20 protein-coding genes are annotated in these 18,667 nt (G+C 71.1%); 6 read left to right on the top strand and 14 right to left on the bottom strand.

Annotated features, from left to right (window positions below; translation table 11 throughout):
* From ftsL to AWC30_RS11125, 4 genes are all read right to left on the bottom strand, one after another.
* The coding region (gene ftsL / locus AWC30_RS17920) for a cell division protein FtsL (RefSeq protein WP_234808046.1) at positions 1-910 on the bottom strand (910 nt) is incomplete at its 3' end.
* The gene (rsmH, locus tag AWC30_RS11135) at positions 907-1,923 is read right to left on the bottom strand and encodes a 16S rRNA (cytosine(1402)-N(4))-methyltransferase RsmH (RefSeq protein ID WP_085110294.1); all 1,017 of its coding nucleotides are present in this window, start codon (positions 1,921-1,923) and stop codon (positions 907-909) included. The genes ftsL and rsmH, both read right to left, overlap by 4 nt.
* 151 nt (positions 1,924-2,074) lie before the next feature.
* The gene (mraZ, locus tag AWC30_RS11130; protein WP_066851397.1) at positions 2,075-2,506 is read right to left on the bottom strand and encodes a division/cell wall cluster transcriptional repressor MraZ; all 432 of its coding nucleotides are present in this window, start codon (positions 2,504-2,506) and stop codon (positions 2,075-2,077) included.
* A gap of 357 nt (positions 2,507-2,863) precedes the next feature.
* The gene (locus AWC30_RS11125; RefSeq protein ID WP_085110263.1) at positions 2,864-3,268 is read right to left on the bottom strand and encodes an SCO2097 family morphological protein; all 405 of its coding nucleotides are present in this window, start codon (positions 3,266-3,268) and stop codon (positions 2,864-2,866) included.
* Positions 3,269-3,507: 239 nt separating this feature from the next.
* Here AWC30_RS11125 and AWC30_RS11120 point away from each other — a divergent pair, with 239 nt between their 5' ends.
* Positions 3,508-4,110 (top strand): GNAT family N-acetyltransferase, encoded by a 603-nt coding sequence (locus AWC30_RS11120; protein WP_085110261.1) that lies wholly within the window; start codon positions 3,508-3,510, stop codon positions 4,108-4,110.
* A 44-nt stretch (positions 4,111-4,154) separates the two neighbouring features.
* The gene (locus AWC30_RS11115) at positions 4,155-4,844 is read left to right on the top strand and encodes an LppM family (lipo)protein (RefSeq protein ID WP_085110260.1); all 690 of its coding nucleotides are present in this window, start codon (positions 4,155-4,157) and stop codon (positions 4,842-4,844) included.
* 22 nt (positions 4,845-4,866) lie between these two features.
* Here the strand turns inward: AWC30_RS11115 and AWC30_RS11110 are convergent, their stop codons facing one another.
* Positions 4,867-5,751 carry a mycobacterial-type methylenetetrahydrofolate reductase gene (locus AWC30_RS11110; protein ID WP_085110292.1) on the bottom strand — a complete coding sequence of 295 codons (885 nt, stop codon included), beginning with the start codon at positions 5,749-5,751 and terminating at the stop codon, positions 4,867-4,869.
* Between the two features lie 248 nt (positions 5,752-5,999).
* On the opposite strand from AWC30_RS11110, the gene idsA2 reads away from it, so the two are divergent.
* Together idsA2 and AWC30_RS11100 are read left to right on the top strand one after the other, a co-directional pair.
* On the top strand, positions 6,000-7,055 hold the full coding sequence (idsA2, locus tag AWC30_RS11105; protein ID WP_085110259.1) for a bifunctional (2E,6E)-farnesyl/geranyl diphosphate synthase: 1,056 nt from the start codon (positions 6,000-6,002) through the stop codon (positions 7,053-7,055).
* Positions 7,056-7,061: 6 nt separating this feature from the next.
* On the top strand, positions 7,062-8,573 hold the full coding sequence (locus tag AWC30_RS11100) for an alpha-(1->6)-mannopyranosyltransferase A (protein WP_085110257.1): 1,512 nt from the start codon (positions 7,062-7,064) through the stop codon (positions 8,571-8,573).
* Between the two features lie 17 nt (positions 8,574-8,590).
* Here the strand turns inward: AWC30_RS11100 and AWC30_RS11095 are convergent, their stop codons facing one another.
* Entirely contained in the window at positions 8,591-8,995 is a 405-nt protein-coding gene (locus AWC30_RS11095) for an Rv2175c family DNA-binding protein (protein ID WP_085110256.1), read from the bottom strand.
* 64 nt (positions 8,996-9,059) lie between these two features.
* On the opposite strand from AWC30_RS11095, the gene AWC30_RS11090 reads away from it, so the two are divergent.
* Positions 9,060-10,343, top strand: coding sequence for a protein kinase domain-containing protein (locus AWC30_RS11090; protein ID WP_085110254.1), 1,284 nt, complete (start codon positions 9,060-9,062; stop codon positions 10,341-10,343).
* Positions 10,344-10,353: 10 nt separating this feature from the next.
* Here the strand turns inward: AWC30_RS11090 and AWC30_RS11085 are convergent, their stop codons facing one another.
* The 8 genes from AWC30_RS11085 to AWC30_RS11050 all read right to left on the bottom strand — a co-directional run bounded on the left by AWC30_RS11085 (position 10,354) and on the right by AWC30_RS11050 (position 16,662).
* On the bottom strand, positions 10,354-11,742 hold the full coding sequence (locus AWC30_RS11085; protein ID WP_085110253.1) for a class II 3-deoxy-7-phosphoheptulonate synthase: 1,389 nt from the start codon (positions 11,740-11,742) through the stop codon (positions 10,354-10,356).
* A 38-nt stretch (positions 11,743-11,780) separates the two neighbouring features.
* Positions 11,781-12,278, bottom strand: coding sequence for a polyadenylate-specific 3'-exoribonuclease AS (locus AWC30_RS11080; RefSeq protein ID WP_085110252.1), 498 nt, complete (start codon positions 12,276-12,278; stop codon positions 11,781-11,783).
* A 7-nt stretch (positions 12,279-12,285) separates the two neighbouring features.
* The gene (locus AWC30_RS11075) at positions 12,286-13,278 is read right to left on the bottom strand and encodes a hypothetical protein (RefSeq protein ID WP_085110250.1); all 993 of its coding nucleotides are present in this window, start codon (positions 13,276-13,278) and stop codon (positions 12,286-12,288) included.
* Positions 13,279-13,350: 72 nt separating this feature from the next.
* Complete coding sequence (locus tag AWC30_RS11070) at positions 13,351-14,079, bottom strand: lysophospholipid acyltransferase family protein (RefSeq protein ID WP_085110249.1); 729 nt, start codon at positions 14,077-14,079, stop codon at positions 13,351-13,353.
* Between the two features lie 81 nt (positions 14,080-14,160).
* Positions 14,161-14,511: a hypothetical protein gene (locus AWC30_RS11065; RefSeq protein ID WP_085110290.1), complete on the bottom strand. Its 351-nt coding sequence runs from the start codon at positions 14,509-14,511 to the stop codon at positions 14,161-14,163.
* Positions 14,508-15,725, bottom strand: a complete 1,218-nt coding sequence (locus AWC30_RS11060; protein ID WP_234808044.1) for an ArsA family ATPase — start codon at positions 15,723-15,725, stop codon at positions 14,508-14,510. The genes AWC30_RS11065 and AWC30_RS11060 overlap by 4 nt, the downstream gene beginning before the upstream one ends.
* Before the next feature lie 40 nt (positions 15,726-15,765).
* The gene (locus tag AWC30_RS11055; RefSeq protein ID WP_085110246.1) at positions 15,766-16,203 is read right to left on the bottom strand and encodes an SRPBCC family protein; all 438 of its coding nucleotides are present in this window, start codon (positions 16,201-16,203) and stop codon (positions 15,766-15,768) included.
* A gap of 63 nt (positions 16,204-16,266) precedes the next feature.
* On the bottom strand, positions 16,267-16,662 hold the full coding sequence (locus AWC30_RS11050) for a polyketide cyclase / dehydrase and lipid transport (protein ID WP_085110244.1): 396 nt from the start codon (positions 16,660-16,662) through the stop codon (positions 16,267-16,269).
* A 125-nt stretch (positions 16,663-16,787) separates the two neighbouring features.
* Between AWC30_RS11050 and AWC30_RS11045 the strand changes: the two genes are divergently transcribed.
* Positions 16,788-18,611, top strand: coding sequence for an AMP-dependent synthetase/ligase (locus AWC30_RS11045; RefSeq protein ID WP_085110243.1), 1,824 nt, complete (start codon positions 16,788-16,790; stop codon positions 18,609-18,611).
* Positions 18,612-18,667: the final 56 nt, after the last annotated feature.

Genomic DNA, 18,667 nt, shown 5'->3' with positions numbered 1-18,667 from the left:
CCGGCCGGCCAAACCCGCGCAGCCGAGCGCATCGCGGCGTAACCGGGGCCGGGACCTCCTGCGCGGGGCCGGGCGGCGGTCCGGTGCGCGGCCCGTCGGTGGTTCCGGGCAGATGCTCGGTGCCGAGTGTGGCGGCACCGTCGGGACTACGGACCAGCACTTCCGGGCCGGTGGCCGGGTGCGGCGCCTGCGGGTCGGTGCTGACCCGCACCGGCACCTCGACCGGGTTGACCAGCGGGGGCGGCGGAGCCGGGTCCTCATCGGGCAGTTTCACGTTCAGCGGTGGTGGCGGCATTCCCTCGGCCGGCTTCGGGGTGCCGACCACCACCCAGTTTCCGGCCGGGTCCTGGATCAGGTGCGCGGTGTCCTTGGTGGGGATCATTCCGAGCTTGCGGGCCTCCTCGGCCAGCGCCGGCGCGGCCTGGGCCTGCAGCACATCGCGCTCCAGCGCTTCCTTCTGCTGCAGCAGCAACTGGTTGGCCTTGCGGGCGCGGCCCAGGTCGTAGGCACGCTCCGCGGAATCGGTGGACAGCCACAGGGTCAGTCCCAACCCGAGCCCGAGTGATCCGATGATAACCACGACGAAGGGGACCTTGGTCGCCAGGGTTCGCGGCCGCAGATCGATCGTAGCCAACCTGTTGAGCACCCGCTCCCGGACAGGCACCCGGACGGTCTTGGGCCGCTTGGCCTTCCGCGCTTTAGCGCGGGCCTTGGCCTGGCTGCTGTTCTTGGCGGTGCGCACCGGCGCCGGATGACGTGGCGTGGTCTGCGGGCCGGTCCGCGGTGCGCGCGGTTCCCCCGGGGCGTCGCGTCGGCTGTCGCGGGGTCGGCGTGCGACGGGGCGGGGCGGTTCGGCGTCGCGGCGACGTTCGCCGGAGCGGCGTTGCGGCGTCTGGTTTTTCACCTTCACAGTTCACCCCTCCTGATTGCTGAGCCGCTCGGAGCGGCGATGCGTTGCAGCGCACGGAGCCGAACCGGTGCGCTGCGCGGGTTCGACGCCACCTCGGCGGCGTCGGCCCGTTCGGCACCCCGGGTCAGCGCCCGGAATTCCGGCCCGTGGCCGGGGAGTTCGACCGGCAGGTCCACCGGAGTCCGGGACGTCGTCGACTCGGCGAACACGCGTTTGACGATCCGGTCCTCCAGCGACTGGTAGGCCATCACCGCCACCCGTCCACCGACCGCTAGGAGGCCGAGCGCCGCGGGCACCGCGTCGCGCAGCACGTCGAGTTCGTCGTTGACCGCGATGCGCAGCGCCTGGAAGGTGCGCTTGGCCGGATGTCCGCCGGTGCGGCGGGCCGGCGCCGGAATCGCCTCGTAGAGAAGCTCCACCAGATCGGCGGTGGAGCGCAGCGGGGCCCGGTCCCGGCGCCGCACGATGTGGTCGGCGATCCGGCGGGCAAAGCGCTCCTCGCCGTAACGATGCAGGATGTCGCTGAGCGCGTCGCGGTCGTAGCCGTTGAGGATGTCGGCGGCGGTCAGCGCGCCGTCGGGATCCATCCGCATGTCCAGCGGCGCGTCGTGCGCGTAGGAGAAGCCGCGCTGCACCTGGTCGAGTTGCATCGAGGAGACCCCGAGGTCGAACAGGATCGCGTCGACCGATCCGTGGCCGGCATACCCGGATTCGGTGACCGCGGACGCGATCTCGTCGTAGCGGGAGCGACGGAGCGTCACCCGGTCACCGAACTTCGCCAGCCGGCCCCGGGCGATCTCCAGCGCCTCGGGGTCGCGGTCGAGTCCGACCAGATGCAGTCCCGGGAAGTCGGTGAGGAAGCGTTCGGCGTGGCCGCCGGCGCCGAGGGTGGCGTCGACGAGTACGGCTCCGGTGCCGTCGCCGTGGTGGCGGGTCAGGGCGGGACCGAGCAGGGCCGCGCAGCGGTCGGCCAGGACCGGAACGTGGCCGAAGTCCGCTGGGGTGCCGGTCATCGCCACACCTCCGGAGATTCTGCTGCGGAGTCCTCCTCGGGCCGGGCGGGCCGTCTGCGCAGCGAGGTCCCTGTCCGATATCGCGAACCTGGCGTTGGGGAAGTACGTCAGGGTCGGCTCGGGCAGAGGCCACGCTGCACGGGCGGGCGCCTCAGATGATGTCGCTGAGTGCGTCATTGGTGGCCGCGGAGAAGTTCTCTTCGTGTTCCTGCTGGTAGTCGGTCCAGGCTTGGGCGTCCCAGATCTCCAGGTAGTCGACCGATCCGATCACCACGCAGTCCTTGCTGAGGTTGGCGTAGCGACGGTGGTCGGCCGACAGGGTGATCCGCCCCTGGGCGTCGGGACGCTGTTCATCGGTGGCGGCGGCGAGGTTGCGCAGGAACGCCCGGGCCTCGGGGTTGCTGCGGGAGGCCGCGGCGGCGCGGCGGGCGAGCTGCTCGAACTGGTCACGCGGGTAGACCGCCAGGCTGTAGTCCTGACTCTTGGTGACCATCAACCCTCCTGCCAGCGTGTCGCGAAACTTGGCGGGCAGTGTCAGCCGCCCCTTGTCGTCGAGCTTCGGCGTATAGGTGCCGAGGAACATCGCGCACCTCCCGCCGTGACCCGAAGTGACCTCACTCCGTTCTCCAACACCGGCCACGATACCCCACAACCCCCCACTCGTAACCATTTCGTGCGGTAACAAACGGGTGTCATCCCCACTTCCTCCCCTGCAGCCGGGGTAAGGGGTGACGGTGCGCCCGCCCGGCCGTGAGAAACCCTCAGGTCAACGCGGTATCGACGGAGTGGGGCGAAGTGGGGGCAGCACCGGACCGACGCCGGATTCCGCGCCCTCGCACCGCCGCACCGGCGTGTCCTGGATCACTTTCCGGGCGCCGCGGCGGCCTGCCCGGGCCAAAAAAACGGGGCGGCCGTCGGCCGCCCCGCGAGGATCACCCGATCAGGGTTCGAAACGGCGGCGGAACCGGTCTTCCATCCGGCTGGCGAACGAACCGCCGGTGCCTTTGACGCGCCGCTGCTGCGCTGCGCCCGGCTCGTGGCCGGCGGGCGCCGATGCGGAGTGCTCGGTGGAGCCGATGACCGCGAAGACCACCCCGCCGAACATGATCACGAAGCCGATCACGCTGAGGATCGGGAAATCGCCGAGCCGGGTCGCGCTGAACGCCAGGCCCGAGACCAGCAGAGCCAGCCCGAGCACGAACAGCCCCGCCCCCTGCAGCCGACGCCGGGTCGACGGGGTGCGCAGCCGCACGCCGCGCACGCTGGAGGCGAATTTGGGGTCCTCGGCGTAGAGGGCGCTCTCGATCTGGTCGAGCATGCGCTGCTCATGATCGGAGAGTGGCATCCGTCCCTCCTTGCCGACGCGTCCCTCAGTGGTTAACAAAGCATGCAGCCGCCCGGTGCACCGGGCATCTGACCCCATGATACGAGGTCAATCCGCGCGGTACCACCGGGTTCACCCGAAACCGCAAGCCGCCCCGGGCCCGCGGCGGCGCCCGGGGCCGGATAATCGGGTCGGATAATGGCAGCCGACGCCCACCCGGGGCCGCGCCGGCCCACCGATTCGACGAGGAGAAGACCGCCGTGGCCACGTTCCTCGTCGACCTGTCCCCCGCCGAGTTGGCCGACCGGCTCCAGGAGGCCCTGCGGGTCTACGTCGACGCGATGCACTACCCGCCGGGCACCGAGCATCAGCGTGCCGGGATGTGGCTGGAACACACCCGCCGGCCGGGCTGGCGGGCGGTGGCCGCCGTGGCGGTGCCCGACGACACCGACGACGCGGAACCGACCCCCGCCCGGCTGCGCGCCGGGCCGATGCTCGGGGTGGCCTATGGCTACCGCGGCGCCGCCGACCAGTGGTGGCAGCAGCAGGTGGTGCAGGGCCTGGCCCGCGCACGCGCCGACCATGCCACGATCCACGGCCTGCTGAGCGACTACTTCGAGCTCACCGAACTGCACATCCACCCCGCCGCGCAGGGCCGCGGCCTGGGCGAGGCGCTGGCCCGGCGCCTGCTCGCCGATCGCCGTGAAACCCATGTGCTGCTGTCCACGCCGGAGATCAACGGCGAGGACAACCGCGCCTGGCGGCTGTACCGCCGGCTGGGATTCGCCGACGTCATCCGCGGCCACCGCTTCGTCGGCGACCCGCGGCCGTTCGCGATTCTGGGCCGCGAGCTGCCGTTGTGAGCGGAGTCTGGCACGATGACCGGGTGCAGCTGAGGCGCTCGCCGATGACCGGCCCCGGGACCCGCGCCCGCCGCCTGCTCACGATCGGGTTGCTGATGCTGCTGGTCGTGCCGTGGGCGGTCGGGTGTGTACGGGTCCGCGCCTCGCTGACCATCTCCGCCGACGACACCGTCTCCGGGCAGATCATCGCCGCCGCCAAGCCGCGCAGCGACACCGACGCCGGCCCGCAGCTGGACTCGGATCTGCCGTTCGCCCGCAAGGTCGCGGTGTCGAAGTACAACCGCGACGGCTATGTCGGATCGCAGGCGGTGTTCTCCAATCTGACCTTCGGTGAGCTGCCGCAGCTGGCCGGGATGAACCCGGAGTCCGCCGGGATGAGCCTGACGTTGCGCCGCGCCGGCGACACGGTGATCCTCGAGGGCCGCGTGGATCTGACCTCGCTGGAGGACTCCGAGGCCGACGTGAGCCTGACCGTGACCTTCCCCGGCGAGGTGACCAGCACCGACGGCAGCCGGGTCGGCGACGACATGGTCCAGTGGAACCTGGAGCCGGGCATCGTCAACACGATGTCCGCCGAGGCCCGCTACACCGACCCGAGCACCCGCTCGTTCCTGCGTGCCGCGGTCTGGCTAGGGGTCATCTCGCTGGCGGTGGCCGGGGCCGTCGGGGCACTGGCCTGGCGCAGCCGGGACCGCTCCCCCGGGTTCGCCGCCGCCTCCGACGAGGACTACTGAGACAACGACTGCCGCACCGCGATCAGGGCGCCCAGTAGGCCAGCATCTCGGCGAAGGTCTCGAACGCCGGGCGCGACACCCCGTAGGTGGCTTCCAGGTGGATGCTCAGCGGGAAACCGAGTTCGGCGACACCGTCGATCACGCGGCGATACAGATCGAGCATCAGCCGGCGTTTGTGGTCCGGCTCGCTGGCGGCCAGCCGGGCCACGAACTCCTGCTCGGCGGCCACGGCCGGGTTGCCGGGATCCTGGATCAGCCAGTTGATCAGCCCCGAGCGCTGCTCGAGTCCGGGCACGAACCCGAACGACAGCAGGATCTCCGGCCGGTGGTCGCTGGTCCGGGCGAACTCGGTCAGGAAGTCCACGATCGCTTCGGAGTAGAGCAGCTGGGTCATGCCGAACGTCGCGCCGCGGTCGCATTTGAACCGGAACCGGCCCTGCTCGCCCTCGCGGGTCGGGATCAGCACGACACCGCGGTTGGACACCACGTCCTGATAGGCGGCCAGCGCGTCGGTGGGGGCCACCCCCGACCCCTCCCCGTCGGCCATGGTGCGCGGCACCCCGACGAACACGACGCCCTCGATGCCCGCCGCGCCGAGGTCCCCGAGCCGGCGGCGCAGCGCCGCATCCTCGGTGAACGCGGTGACCTGGGTGCACAGCCCGGTCACGCCGGGCAGTTGCGGGCCGATGATCTTCCAGAAGTCGAGCACGTCGAGCTTGGGTTTCATCGTCACCGGCCGGTCCGGGTCCTCCTCGATCATCCCGGGCATCATCACGTGCCCGATCCGGCCGGTCAGGCCGGTCTCCTCGGAGAACCGCAGCACCTTGCCGGCCTCGTCCAGCGCCTTGTCCCGACCGTGCTCGACGTTCGGCGGCACCAGTTCCAGCACGATGCTGTTCAGCGTCACCAGTTCGCTCCTCGTGTCCATGCGGGGCTCGCGCGGCGCATCCGGCGCGGGCCGGGCCCGGGCGGCGCCATCACCCTACCGACCCGTCCGCCGCCCCTACCGTCGGCCACGGGCCGCTACCTGCACGGCGCCGGAGCGGTCACCGCTACTCTGAATGCACCTGCGGCCCGGTCCGGGCTGCACGTTTCGGGTACCGGCACGCAGAAAGGGGTGCGGCGCTGAGCGTCGAAGCAGCGGCACCGTCGGCAGTGGAGCTGGCCGGTGCCATCACCGAGCAGTTGCGGGAGTACCTGCGCGACCGTCGCGCCGGGACCGCCTACATCGGCGGCGACTACGACGCGTTGGTCACCGGCCTCGAGGGTTTCGTGCTCAGCGGCGGTAAGCGGCTGCGACCCGCGTTCGCCTACTGGGGGTGGCGGGCGGTGGCGGGCCGCGCGGCCGATCCCGCGCAGCTGCGGCTGTTCGCGGCGCTGGAACTGCTGCACGCCTGCGCGCTGCTGCACGACGACGTCATCGACGCCTCGGCGACCCGCCGCGGCAACGCCACCGCCCATGTCCAGTTCGCCGACCTGCACCGCAAGCAGGGCTGGCGCGGCGCCCCCGAGCAGTTCGGGATCTCCGCGGCGATCCTGCTCGGCGATCTGGCGCTGGTCTGGGCCGACGACATCGTCGCCGCCGCCGCGCTGCCGGCCGAGGCCCGCGCCCGGGTCCAGCAGGTCTGGTCGGACATCCGCACCGAGGTGCTCGCCGGGCAGTACCTCGACATCGTCGCGGAGGCCAGCGGCGCGGAGTCGATCGCCTCGGCGATGGCGGTCAACACCTACAAGACCGCCTCCTACACGGTGTCGCGTCCGCTGCAGTTCGGCGCCGCGGCCGCCGGCGACCGGCCCGAGATCCTCACCGCCTTCCACGAGCTGGGTACCGACCTGGGGGTGGCCTTCCAACTGCGCGACGACGTCCTGGGCGTGTTCGGCGACCCGGCGGTCACCGGCAAACCCTCCGGCGACGACCTGCGCTCGGGCAAACGCACTGTGTTGCTGGCCGAGGCGCTGGCCCGCGCCGAGGAGTCCGACCCGGCGGCCGCGGCGTTGCTGCGCGACTCGATCGGCACCGCTCTGACCGACGCGCAGGTCGCGACGGTCTGCCGGGCCATCGAGGACGTCGGTGCGCTGGCCGCGGTGGAGGACCGCATCGGCGCGTTGACCCGGCGTGCGGTGGCCGCGCTGCAGGCCGCGCCGATCGACCCGACGGCCCGCGTCGGGCTGTCCGAACTGGCCAACCTGGCCGCGGACAGGTCGGCCTGAGCGACGATGGCCAGCACCACCTCGACGCCGACCGTCGGCCAGCGACTGGGCGCGTTCGTCACCGCTCCGGAGGGCCGGCCGGCCCTGCTCGGGTTCGCCGGCTCCACCCTGATCACCCTCGGCGGACTGGGTGCGGGCAGCACCCGGTTGCACGACCCGCTGCTGGAGAGCGCGCAACTGTCCTGGCTGCGCTTCGGCCACGGCCTGGTGGTGTCCTCGGCCCTGCTGTGGCTGGGCGTCGGCCTCATGCTGGTGGCCTGGCTGCGGCTGGGCCGCCGGGTGCTCGACGGCTCGGCCACCGGGGCGACGATGATCGTCACGACCGGCTTCTGGCTGGCGCCGATGCTGGTGTCGGTGCCGGTGTTCAGCCGCGACACCTACTCCTACCTGGCGCAGGGCGCCCTGCTGCGCGACGGATTGGACCCCTACCTGGTGGGGCCGGTGGTCAACCCCAACCCACTGCTCGAGGATGTCAGCCCGATCTGGATGTCGACCACGGCGCCCTACGGCCCGGCGTTCATCCTGATCGCCAAGCTGATCACGATGCTGGTGGGCGACAACGTGGTGGTCGGCACCGCGCTGCTGCGGCTGTGCATGCTGCCCGGCCTGGCGCTGCTGATGTGGGCGACGCCGCGACTGGCCCGCCACGTCGGCGGGTATGGCCCCGCCGCGATGTGGGTGTGCGTCCTCAACCCGCTGGTGCTCATCCACCTGATGGGCGGGGTGCACAACGAGATGCTGATGGTCGGGCTGATGGCCGCCGGGATCGCGTTGACCTTCGAAGGCCGACATCTGTCCGGGGTGACGCTGATCGCGGTGGCCACCGCGATCAAGGCGACCGCCGGCATCACCCTGCCGTTCCTGGTGTGGGTGTGGATGCGCCACCTGAAGGAGCGGCGCGGCTACCGCCCGCCGCGGGCGTTCGCGGTGGCGACCGCGGCGTCGCTGGCGGTGTTCGTGACGGTCTTCGCGGTGCTCTCGACGCTGGCCGGGGTGGGGCTGGGCTGGCTGACCGCGCTGGCCGGCTCGGTGAAGATCATCAACTGGCTGTCGGTGCCGACCGCGGTCGCCAACCTCACCCACGCGGTCGGCGGGCTGGTGCTGCCGGTCGATTTCTACGCGATCCTGCACGTCACCCGGATCGCCGGGATCCTGATCATCCTGGTGGCGCTGCCGCTGCTGTGGTGGCGCTACCGGCGCGACGATCGTGCGGCGCTGACCGGGATCGCCTGGGCGATGCTGTTCGTGGTGCTGTTCGTGCCCGCCGCGCTGCCCTGGTACTACAGCTGGCCGCTGGCGGTGGTGGCGCCGCTGGTGACCTCACGGTCGGCGTTGGCGGCCATCGCCGGCTTCTCCACCTGGGTGATGGTGATCTTCCGCCCGGACGGGGCGCACGGCATGTACTCCTGGCTGCACGTGGGCATCGCGACCGGATGTGCGGTGTTCGCCTGGTACTGGCTGAACCGGGCGCCGCAGGACCGGCCGGTCGGCGCGGTGCCGGCGCCCGCCGGCGAGTAGGCCGCCCAGACTCGCCGCTAGTACGCCATCGCCTGGGCGCGCCGCATCACCTCACGAGCCTGATGGGAGTGCAGCGCATCCACCGGCCGGGCGTTGCTGCGCTGCTCGGTCGCGCCGTCATGCAGAATCGTCAACGTCGGGTCCGGCGTGAACAGCCAGCGCAGGATCTCGGTGTCACGGTAGCCGCCGTCATGCAGCAGCGCGAGCAGGCCGGGCAGGTGCTTGACCAGGTCGCCGTCGGCGGTGAAGAACGCCTGCGGCACCACCGCGGCGCCGCCGCGCCGGATGGCCACCAGCTGGCCCTCCCGCAGGTGCTGGTGCACCTTGGTCACCGGCACCGCCAACAACTCGGCCACCCGGGCCAGGTCGTAGGTGGGTTCGTCGGGATTCAGGACGTCGTCGCCGGTCGGGAAGCTGCTCATCGCGACCAGTGTAGGCACCGGACGCGCCGTCGGTGACCGTCCTCGCGACCGCCCGGCACCTAAGATGTCCACCGTGACCGGACCGGCATCGCGCGCACTGCTCGACGGCGCGCTGCTCGACGGCCGCTACCGGGTGGACGGCCGGATCGCCACCGGCGGGACCTCGACGGTCTACCGCGGCCTGGACCTGCGGCTGGAGCGGCCGGTGGCGCTGAAGGTGATGGATGCCCGCTACGCCGGGGACCGGCAGTTCCTGACCCGCTTCCGGTTGGAGGCGCGCGCCATCGCCCGGCTCAAGCACCCCGGCCTGGTGGCCGTCTACGACCAGGGCGTCGACGGCGACCACCCGTTCCTGGTGATGGAGTTGGTGACCGGCGGGACCCTGCGCGAACTGCTCGCCGAGCGCGGCCCGATGCCGCCGCACGCCGTGGTCGCGGTGCTGCGGCCGGTGCTGGGCGCGTTGGCGGTCGCGCACCGCGCGGGGCTGGTCCACCGCGACATCAAGCCGGAGAACGTGCTGATCTCCGATGACGGCGAGGTCAAGATCGCCGACTTCGGTCTGGTCCGCGCGGTGGCCGAGGCCGGGATCACCTCCACCAGCGTCATCCTGGGCACCGCGGCCTACCTCTCCCCCGAGCAGGTCCGGGACGGCGATGCCGGCCCGGCCAGCGACGTCTACGGCGTCGGCGTCCTGAGCTACGAGCTCCTGACCGGCCGCACCCCGTTCGCCGGCGATACCGCGCTCGCGGTGGCCTACCGGCGCCTCGATCACGACGTGCCCCCGCCGGGCGCCGCCATCGACGGCGTGCCGTGGCAGTTCGACGAGCTGGTGGCCCGGGCCACCGACCGCGACCCGGCCCGCCGGTTCGCCGACGCCGGGCAGCTGGCCGCCGCGGTCGACGCGGTCGCCGCCGAGTTGGACCTGCCCGAATTCCGGGTGCCCGCGCCGCGCAACTCCGCCGAGCACCGCTCGGCGGTCACCGCCGCGGCGCCACCGCAGAGCACCGAGGCGGTGCGCACCACCCGGCAGTTCACCATGCATCCCGACGACTGGGCGGCGCCCCCGCCGGCCGGGGCGCCCGGCGACGCCGAGGGCCGCGACGATCCCGATGCTGCTGGGCCGGACCACTACACCGACGATCACGACGGCTACGACGACTACGACGACTACCACTACGACGGCGGGGAGCCGCGGCTCTTCGCCGGCATCGAGCTGGCCGAATTCGCCTGGGAACAGCAGCGCGCCCGGCGCACCGTGCTCATCTGGGTCGCGCTGGTGATCGCCGCGACCGGCATGGTCGGCGCCGCCGGCTGGACGCTGGGCGCCAACCTGGCCGCGCTGTGGTGACCGGGACCGGTCAGTCGCGGAGCATCTCGGCGACCAGGAACGCCAACTCCAACGACTGCTGGGTGTTCAGTCGCGGGTCACACGCGGTCTCGTAGCGCCCACCGAGGTCGGCGTCGGAGATGTCCTGGGCGCCCCCGAGGCACTCGGTGACGTCCTCGCCGGTGATCTCGACGTGGATGCCGCCGGGGTGGGTGCCCAGTTCGCGGTGCACCTCGAAGAAGCCCTGCACCTCGTCGACGATTCGGTCGAAGTGCCGCGTCTTGTGACCGGTGGAGGCCTCGTGGGTGTTGCCGTGCATCGGGTCGCACTGCCAGATCACCTGGTGGCCGGTGGCCTGCACCTTCTCGATGATCGGCGGCAGCAGATCGCGCACCTTGGCGTTGCCCATCCGGCTGACCAGGGTCAACCGGCCCGGCTTGTTGTGCGGGTCGAGGCGCTCGACGTACTCGACCGCCAGCTCCGGGGAGACCGACGGGCCCAGCTTGACGCCGATCGGGTTGGCGACCACCTCGGCGAAGGCGATGTGCGCCCCGTCGATCTGGCGGGTGCGGTCTCCCAGCCACAGGTAGTGCGCGGAGAGGTCGTAGAGGGTCTGGCCGCCCTCGTCGTCCTCGGAGAGCCGCAGCATCGCCCGCTCGTAGTCCAGCACCAGCGCCTCGTGGCTGGCGTAGATCTCGGCGGTCTGCAGGTTGCGGTCGGCCACCCCGCAGGCGTCCATGAACTTCAGTCCGCGGTCGATCTCGTTGGCCAGCGCCTCGTAGCGGGCCCCCGCCGGCGAGGTGCGCACGAACTCCCGGTTCCAGTCATGCACCAGGTTCAGCGAGGCCAGGCCCGACGAGGTCAGGGCGCGCACCAGGTTCATCGCCGCGCTGGCGTTGGCGTAGGCGCGCACCAGCCGGGACGGGTCGTGTTCGCGGGCCGCCGCGTCGGGGGCCAGCGCGTTGACCATGTCGCCGCGGTAGGACTTCAGCCCGAGCGCGTCGATGTCGGCCGACCGAGGCTTGGCGTACTGGCCGGCGATCCGGGCCAGCTTGACCACCGGCATGCTGGAGCCGTAGGTGAGCACCACCGCCATCTGCAGCAGGGTGCGGATGTTGGCCTTGATGTGCGGTTCGGTGTTGTCGACGAACGTCTCGGCGCAGTCCCCGCCCTGCAGCAGGAACGCCTCGCCGCGGGCCACCTGGGCCAGCTGGTCCTGCAGCCGGGCCACCTCGGCGGGCACGGTGATCGGCGGCACACTCTCCAGCACGGTGCGCATCGCGGCGGCCTGGTCGGCCGGCCAGCTCGGCTGCTGGGCGGCCGGCTTGGCCAGGGCCGCGTCCAGCCGGGCCCGCAACTCCGTGGAGAGCGGCGGCAGCGTCGGAAGCTGCTCGATCGGTACGTCAACGGTCCAGTTCACCTGTTCATGGTAACCGGGTCCGCGGGACGCCGATCCGGTCAGCCGGAGGCGGCGCCGGTGATGATCGCGTAGCGGTGACGTTGGTCACGGGCGTCGACCAGGGCGTCGTGCGCCCCGGGTGAGCGCGGCGGCAGTTCCGGGCGACCGCGCTCCTCCCACAGCTGACGCAGCTCGTGGGTGAACCGCGGCATCGCGGCGGGCAGTTCGGGCATCGTCCCCCACAGCTGGCAGAGCACGACGTGGTCGTAAGCGCCGATCCAGGCCCACAACTCGATCGGCTCGGGACCGTCGTGGGTTCCCAGACCGAAGAACTCCTCGAGGTCGGCGCGGATCCGGCTGCGGGAACGCCACACCTTCGCCGCCGGCGACGGCAGCTTGGGCAGCACGTGGGTGCGTACCCACCGGCCGGCCCGGCCGGGATCGAATTCGGTGGACACCGCGTAATATTCGCGGCCGTCCTCGGCGACCACCCCGATCGAGATCAACTCGATGGTGCGCCCGTCCTCGATGAACTCGGTGTCGTAGAAGTACCTCATCGCGTCCTCACCGGTGGTATCCGCCGGGCGGGCGGCGCCGGTAGACCGCGACCGGCATGGTCGGTGCGGCCGCCGCCCGCGCGTCCGGGCCCCGGCCGGCGCCCCCCGGCGGGGGGTCCGTCTCGGAGGTGACCCGCACGATGCGCGGCAACGTGATCGGCATGGTGGGCGCGGCGGCCGCCCGGACCTCCCGGTCGAGTTCGGCGTCCACGGCGCTGTCGTCGGGGACCTGGGGGCGCCCCGCGATCACGTCCTGCAACCACAGCTTGACCTGGACCACCGGCCGGCGCAGCCACCGTTCCCGCTCCATCGCCTGATGCATCTTCGTCGGCCGGTCCACGTAGCGCCACCGGGCCCACGGCGCGTGCGGGCGGGACAGCCTGATCGCGCCGACCACCAGCAGCGGGTAGAAGAACATGCCGCTCAACCCGGTCCACACCTTGCCCTTGAACAGCACGATCACCGCCAGCGGCAGGGTGAGCGCCAGGCTGGAGAACACCCCGGCGCGCACCCACAGCGACGAGGTGTCGTGCCAGATCGACAGCAGGAAGGTCAGCGGGTGGAACCCGAGCACCAGCAGTCCGGTCACCGCGCCCGCGGCGAACACCGCGTCCACCGAGGCCCGGCCGTCCTCCTCCCAGTACACGTCGGCCAGATGCAGCAGCAGCGCGTACTCGTCGAGCACCAGCGCCGCCCCGATGCCGAAACCTATCGAGGCCACCAGGGTCAGCGCCTCCCCGCCGTCGACGGCCCCGGTGACCAGGGCGACCCCGGAGACCAGCACGAGCACGACGCCGAAGACGACGTGGTGGATGTGGACGCTGCCGATGTGGATGTTGCGCGGCTGCCACCATCTCGGCGGTGCGGCGCTGGGCGGACGGCTGCGGATGTAGCGCACCGTGAACCGGGTGATGAGGAAGGTCAGCAGGAACGCGATCAGGCAGCACAACAGCGGCAGCCGGCCGCCGTCGATGATGTCGTGCTGCAACCAGTCGCGCATGTGTGCAACGTAGTCCGCTCCGGGCCTCTTGGGCACCGGCGCCCGACCCGGCGCGTCGCCGGCGCTGCGGTGCTAGCCGGCCGCCTGCTCGGAGATCCGGTCGACCTCGTGATCGACCGGCGCCTGCTGGCTGCCGTCCTTGATGCTCGCCGCGTAGATGTCGACGTACTCCTGCCCGGACAGGCCCATCAGCTCGTACATCACCTCGTCGATGACCGCCCGCTCGATGAACCGGTTACCGCCGAGGCCGTCGAAGCGGGAGAAGTCCATCGGCTTGCCGAACCGCACCGTGACCCGCCCGAACCGCAGCATCTTGGTGCCGGGCGGGTTGACCACGTCGGTGCCGATCATCGCGACCGGGATCACCGGGATGCCGGTCTCCAGCGCCAGGCGCGCCAGCCCGGTCTTGCCCTTGTACAGCCGCCCGTCCGGGGAGCGGGTGCCCTCCGGGTACATCCCGAGCAGCTTGCCCTCCTCCAACAGCCGCTTGGCGGTGTCCAGCGCGGCCTGCGCGGCGTCGGCGTCGGTGCGGTCGATGGGCACCTGCCCGACGACGGTGTAGAACCACCGGGTGAGCCGGCCCTTGAGGCCGGTGCCGGTGAAGTACTCCGATTTCGCCAGGAAGGTGATGCGCCGGCGCACCACCAGCGGCAGGTAGAAGCTGTCCATCACGGCCAGGTGGTTGCTGGCCAGGATCACCGCGCCCGACGGCGGTATGTGTTCGAGCCCCTCCACCTTCGGCCGGCCCAGCAGGCTCAGCAGCGGGCCCAGCAGGATGTACTTGAACAGCCAGTACCACATGGCCCCTCCGAATCGCCCGTCCGCCAGCGCGTGCTCTGCCGGTCAACTTTACTCGCCGGGTGCCCGTCGGCCACCCACGGATTACTCTTCGACGTTCACCGGGATGTGTTGGTAGCCGGTGCGGGCCCGCTCCGCACCGGCGGGCGCGTCCGCCTCCGGTGTCGCATCGGAGTTGTCCACCATCGCGCGGATGACGGTCAGCAGCGCGACGCTGTGCTCGGCGATAACGTCGAGCAGCGGGTGCTGTTCGCCGCCGGCCAGCGCGGCCAGCGCGCACACCGGACACCACACCTGCTGGCATTTGCCGGGGTCGCCCGCGACGGCCGCTGCCGCCACCGCCCGCAGCGTCGGGTCGACGCCGTCGAGGATGGCGCGGGCGATGCGCCGCAGTTCGGGGCCGAGCTCACCGAGGTCGGGGTGGACGCCGGTCATCTGGGCCACACCTCCGGGTTGGGTTGGAAACGCACCGTCAGTTCGGTGCCGCGCAGCGCCGCGTCGATCACCGTGCACCGCCGCAGCACCGAGGCGAGTCGCACCCGCCGTCGCAGCCCGCCGGCACCGATGATCAGGTCGTCGCCGACCCGGCCGAGTTTCAGCGCGCCGGGGTCGATCTGAGGCAACTCTAGACGCAGCCGGTACACCGACCCCAATCCCGATCCCGATTCCCGCTCCACCGTGGGCCGCAGTGGCCCCGGCGGCGCCGAACCGTCCCGCCGCCGGATCGCGGCCAGCAGGTCGGCCAGGGCTTTGGCGCCGATCGGCTCGCCGGGCAGGTGCGGTGCCAGCACCAGCGCCACATCGCCGATCGCGTCGTCCAGTTCCTCGAGCACCGTGCGTTGTTCGGCGATGCGTTCGGCGTACCAGTCGAAGGCGGGGTGGGCGGGAAGATTGTGGTACTCGTATGAATCATCTTGCAGCAGAACCTGGTTGACGATGAGCTCGTCGACCCGAACCCCCATCAGGGCCAGCGATCCCAGCGTGCGCGTCGCCTCGGCGGCGACCACCCGCTCCGCGGTCAACACCAGATGCGCCCCGACCCGGTCGCCGTCGGTGAGCAGCTCGGTGAGGCGTTCCACGCCTGCGGACAGGCCCTCGAGCAGCAGCGCGATCGCCGCGGTGGCGCCGTCGGCGGCGGTCAGCCGGCGATGCCGCGGCCAGGCCCGTTCCGCGTACAGCGCGAACGTGCCCGGCAGGGTGAGCATCCGCAACGCGTCGGCGGTCGAGGCGCAGTCCACCACCACGTGATCCCAGCGTCCGCAGTCGGCCAGTTCGCCGACCTCGTGGAGCCCGAGCACCTCCTGCACGCCGGGAAGCGCGGAGAGCTCTTCGGGCGCCAGCGAGCCCAGCTCGGAGTCGGGGAAACGGGCGGCCAGCGCCGCGGCCACCTGACGCCACCGGTCGGCCAGCAGCGCCAGGGTGTCCAGCGCGAGGGCGTCGAGCGATCCGACGTCGGCGACGCCGTCGTCGAGCCGGACCTCGACCGGGTCCCGGCCGCCGGTGGGCGGCACCGCCACGCCGAGGACGTCGCCGAGCGAGTGCGCCTGGTCGGTGGAGACCACCAGCACCCGCTCGCCGGCCGTGGCGCCGTGCACCGCGGTCGCCGCGGCGAGGGTGGATTTGCCTACGCCACCCTTACCGACGAACAAACTGATGCGGGCCGGGCCGGAAGCCGTGGCCGTGGCGTTCTCACTCAGCCTCGACTCGTTTCTTCAGGTCCTTCAACGCGGTGTCGGTCAGCCGCCGCTCCGCCTTGCGCTTGAGCAGGCCGATCATCGGGACCATCAGGTCCACCGACAACTCGTAGGTGACTTCGGTACCGGAGCCCTTGGGGCGCAACAGGTACGCACCGTCGAGGGCTTTGAGCAGCGAGCTGGAGACCAGCGACCAGCGCACCGAGTTGCGGTCGGCGGGCCACTCGTAGGACAGGACCATGGTGTCTTTGATGACGGCGGCGTCCAGCTGCAACCGGGCCACCTTCGGATAGCCGTCGGCGTCGGATTCCAGCACCTCGGCCTGCTTGTACTCCGACACCCACTGGGGGTAGGCGGTGATGTCGGCGATGACCGCCATCACCGCTGCGGGTTCGGCCTCGATGTAGATGGTCTGCGCCGTCTTGTCCGTCACGTAAATGCTTCCTGCTCGCTACGCCCGTACTCCCCCAGGCAAGAACGGTACCCTGCCGGGCCGCTACCCGGTTCGGCCAGGTGCGACGCCGATCGGCCGGTCGGCCTCGAGGATCTGTTTGAGTTCGAACGACATGGCCTTGCCCGCGACCCGGCGGCGGTGGGTCATCGCGGCCAGGTTCATCCGGGCCAGTTGCCAGGCCGCCACACCGCTCGGTTCGGCGTGCAGGAAGTAGTGCAGCAGCACCCCGTCGAGGCACGGTTCCAGCCAGATCTCCATGGTGCCGGTCAGCGGGCCGGCCACCGTCCAGCGCACGCCCAGTTCGGCCCGGTCCTCGACGACCTGCAGCAGCAGGTCGGGCCACCACCGCCGCCAGTTGGCGGGATCGCCGACCGCGCCGCCGACCGTGGCGGGGTCGGCGGCGATGAACGTCTCGTCGGCGACCTGGATGCTGTTCACCGCCCTAGCTTCACATACCGGCGCGCGTCGCCGTCGGCGGCGGCGGCGGAGGTGAACCGAGTCACATCGGTGCGGTCTAGGGTGGACGGCAAACCGCCCACCGCGATGTTGAAGAGGTCAGCAAAGTGCCTGAATTCACCGTTCCGGCGTCGTTTACCGTCGAGGACCACGACACGCTCGCGAGCGCGATCTTCGACCACGAACGCCGGAATCCCGACAAGGTGGTCTTTCAACGCCAGACCGACGGCGACTGGACCGACGTCACCTACGCCGAGGCCGCCGAGCAGGTGCGCACCCTGGCGCGGGGCCTGATCGGGCTGGGCGTGCAACCCGGCGACCGGGTGGGCCTGCTGTCGGCGACCCGCTACGAGTGGGCACTGGTGGACCTGGCGATCCTGACGGTCGGCGCGGTGCTGGTCCCCATCTACGAGACCTCGTCGACCCAGCAGGTCAACTGGGTGTTGCGCGATTCGGGTGCGGTGCTGGTGGTCGCCGAGACCGACGAACACGCCGCCACGGTGGCCGACGCGGCCGGCGAGGACACCGCGTTGAAGGAGACGCTGGTGCTCGACGGCGCCGGGACCTCGGCGTTCGCCCGGCTGGCCGAAGCCGGCGCCGGAGTCGAGGCCGCGGAGGTGGAGGCCCGACTGTCGGCGGTGCGGTCATCGGATCTGGCCACCCTGATCTACACCTCGGGCACGACCGGGCGGCCCAAGGGCTGCCAGCTCACCCACGCCAACCTGGTCTACGAGGCGCGCGGGGCCAAGGCGGTGCTGCCGTCGTTGTTGAGCGAGGACGCCCGGATGCTGACGTTCCTGCCGATGGCGCACGTGTTCGCCCGCTCGATCACGTTGGCCGCACTGGTCAACAAGGTCACCGTCGGGTTCACCAGCGACATCAAGAACCTGGTACCGCTGTTCGCCACCTTCAAACCGACCGTGGTGGTCTCGGTGCCGCGGGTGTTCGAGAAGGTGTACAACACCGCCGCCCAGAACGCCGCCGACGGCGGCAAGGGCCGCATCTTCGAGGCGGCCGCCGAAACGGCGGTGGCCTGGAGCAAGTCCCTCGACGAGGGCGGTCCGGGGTTGTGGCTGCGCGCCAAGCATGCGCTGTTCGACCGGTTGGTCTACCACAAGCTGCGCGAGGCACTCGGTGGTGACTGCCGGGCGTCGATCTCCGGCGGTGGGCCGCTGGGCAAGTGGTTGGGCCACTTCTACCGCGGGGTGGGACTGACCATCTACGAGGGCTACGGCATGACCGAGACCTGCGCGGCCATCACCGTCAACCAGATCGGCGCGGTGAAGGTCGGCACGGTCGGACAACTGCTGCCCGGCAACAGCATGCGCATCGCCGAGGACAGCGAACTGCAGGTGCGCGGCGGGGTGGTGTTCACCGGCTACTGGAACAACGAGGAGGCCACCGCCGACACCTTCACCGACGGGTGGCTCAAGACCGGAGACCTGGGTTCGATCGACGACGACGGTTTCCTGACGATCACCGGGCGCAAGAAGGAGATCATCGTCACCGCAGGCGGGAAGAACGTCGCCCCCTCGGTGTTGGAGGACCAGTTGCGCGCCCACCCGCTGATCAGCCAGGCGATGGCGGTCGGCGACGCCAAGCCGTTCATCGGTGCGCTGATCACCATCGACCCGGAGGCGTTCGAGGGCTGGAAGCAACGCAACAGCAAGGACGGCGGGGCGACCGTGGCGGATCTGGCCACCGACCCGGATCTACTGGCGGAGGTGGACGCGGCGGTCAAACAGGCCAATCTCGCGGTGTCGCATGCGGAGTCGATCCGCAAGTTCCGGATCCTGCCGAGCGACTTCACCGAGGAGAGCGGTGAGCTGACCCCGACGATGAAGGTCAAACGCAAGGTGGTGGCCGAGAATTTCGCCGACGAGATCGAGGCGATCTACGGCGACGCCCCCGACGCGGGCCGGCGTGGGTAGCTGTGATGTCTCAGTACGTTGGTGACGCGAGAGGGAATCGGGGTTGGTCGACGCCC

Origin of the sequence: Mycolicibacillus trivialis, assembly GCF_002102395.1 — a bacterium.
In the GTDB taxonomy this organism is placed as follows: Bacteria; Actinomycetota; Actinomycetes; order Mycobacteriales; family Mycobacteriaceae; genus Mycobacterium; species Mycobacterium triviale.
This window is presented reverse-complemented; position numbering and strand designations above follow the sequence as displayed.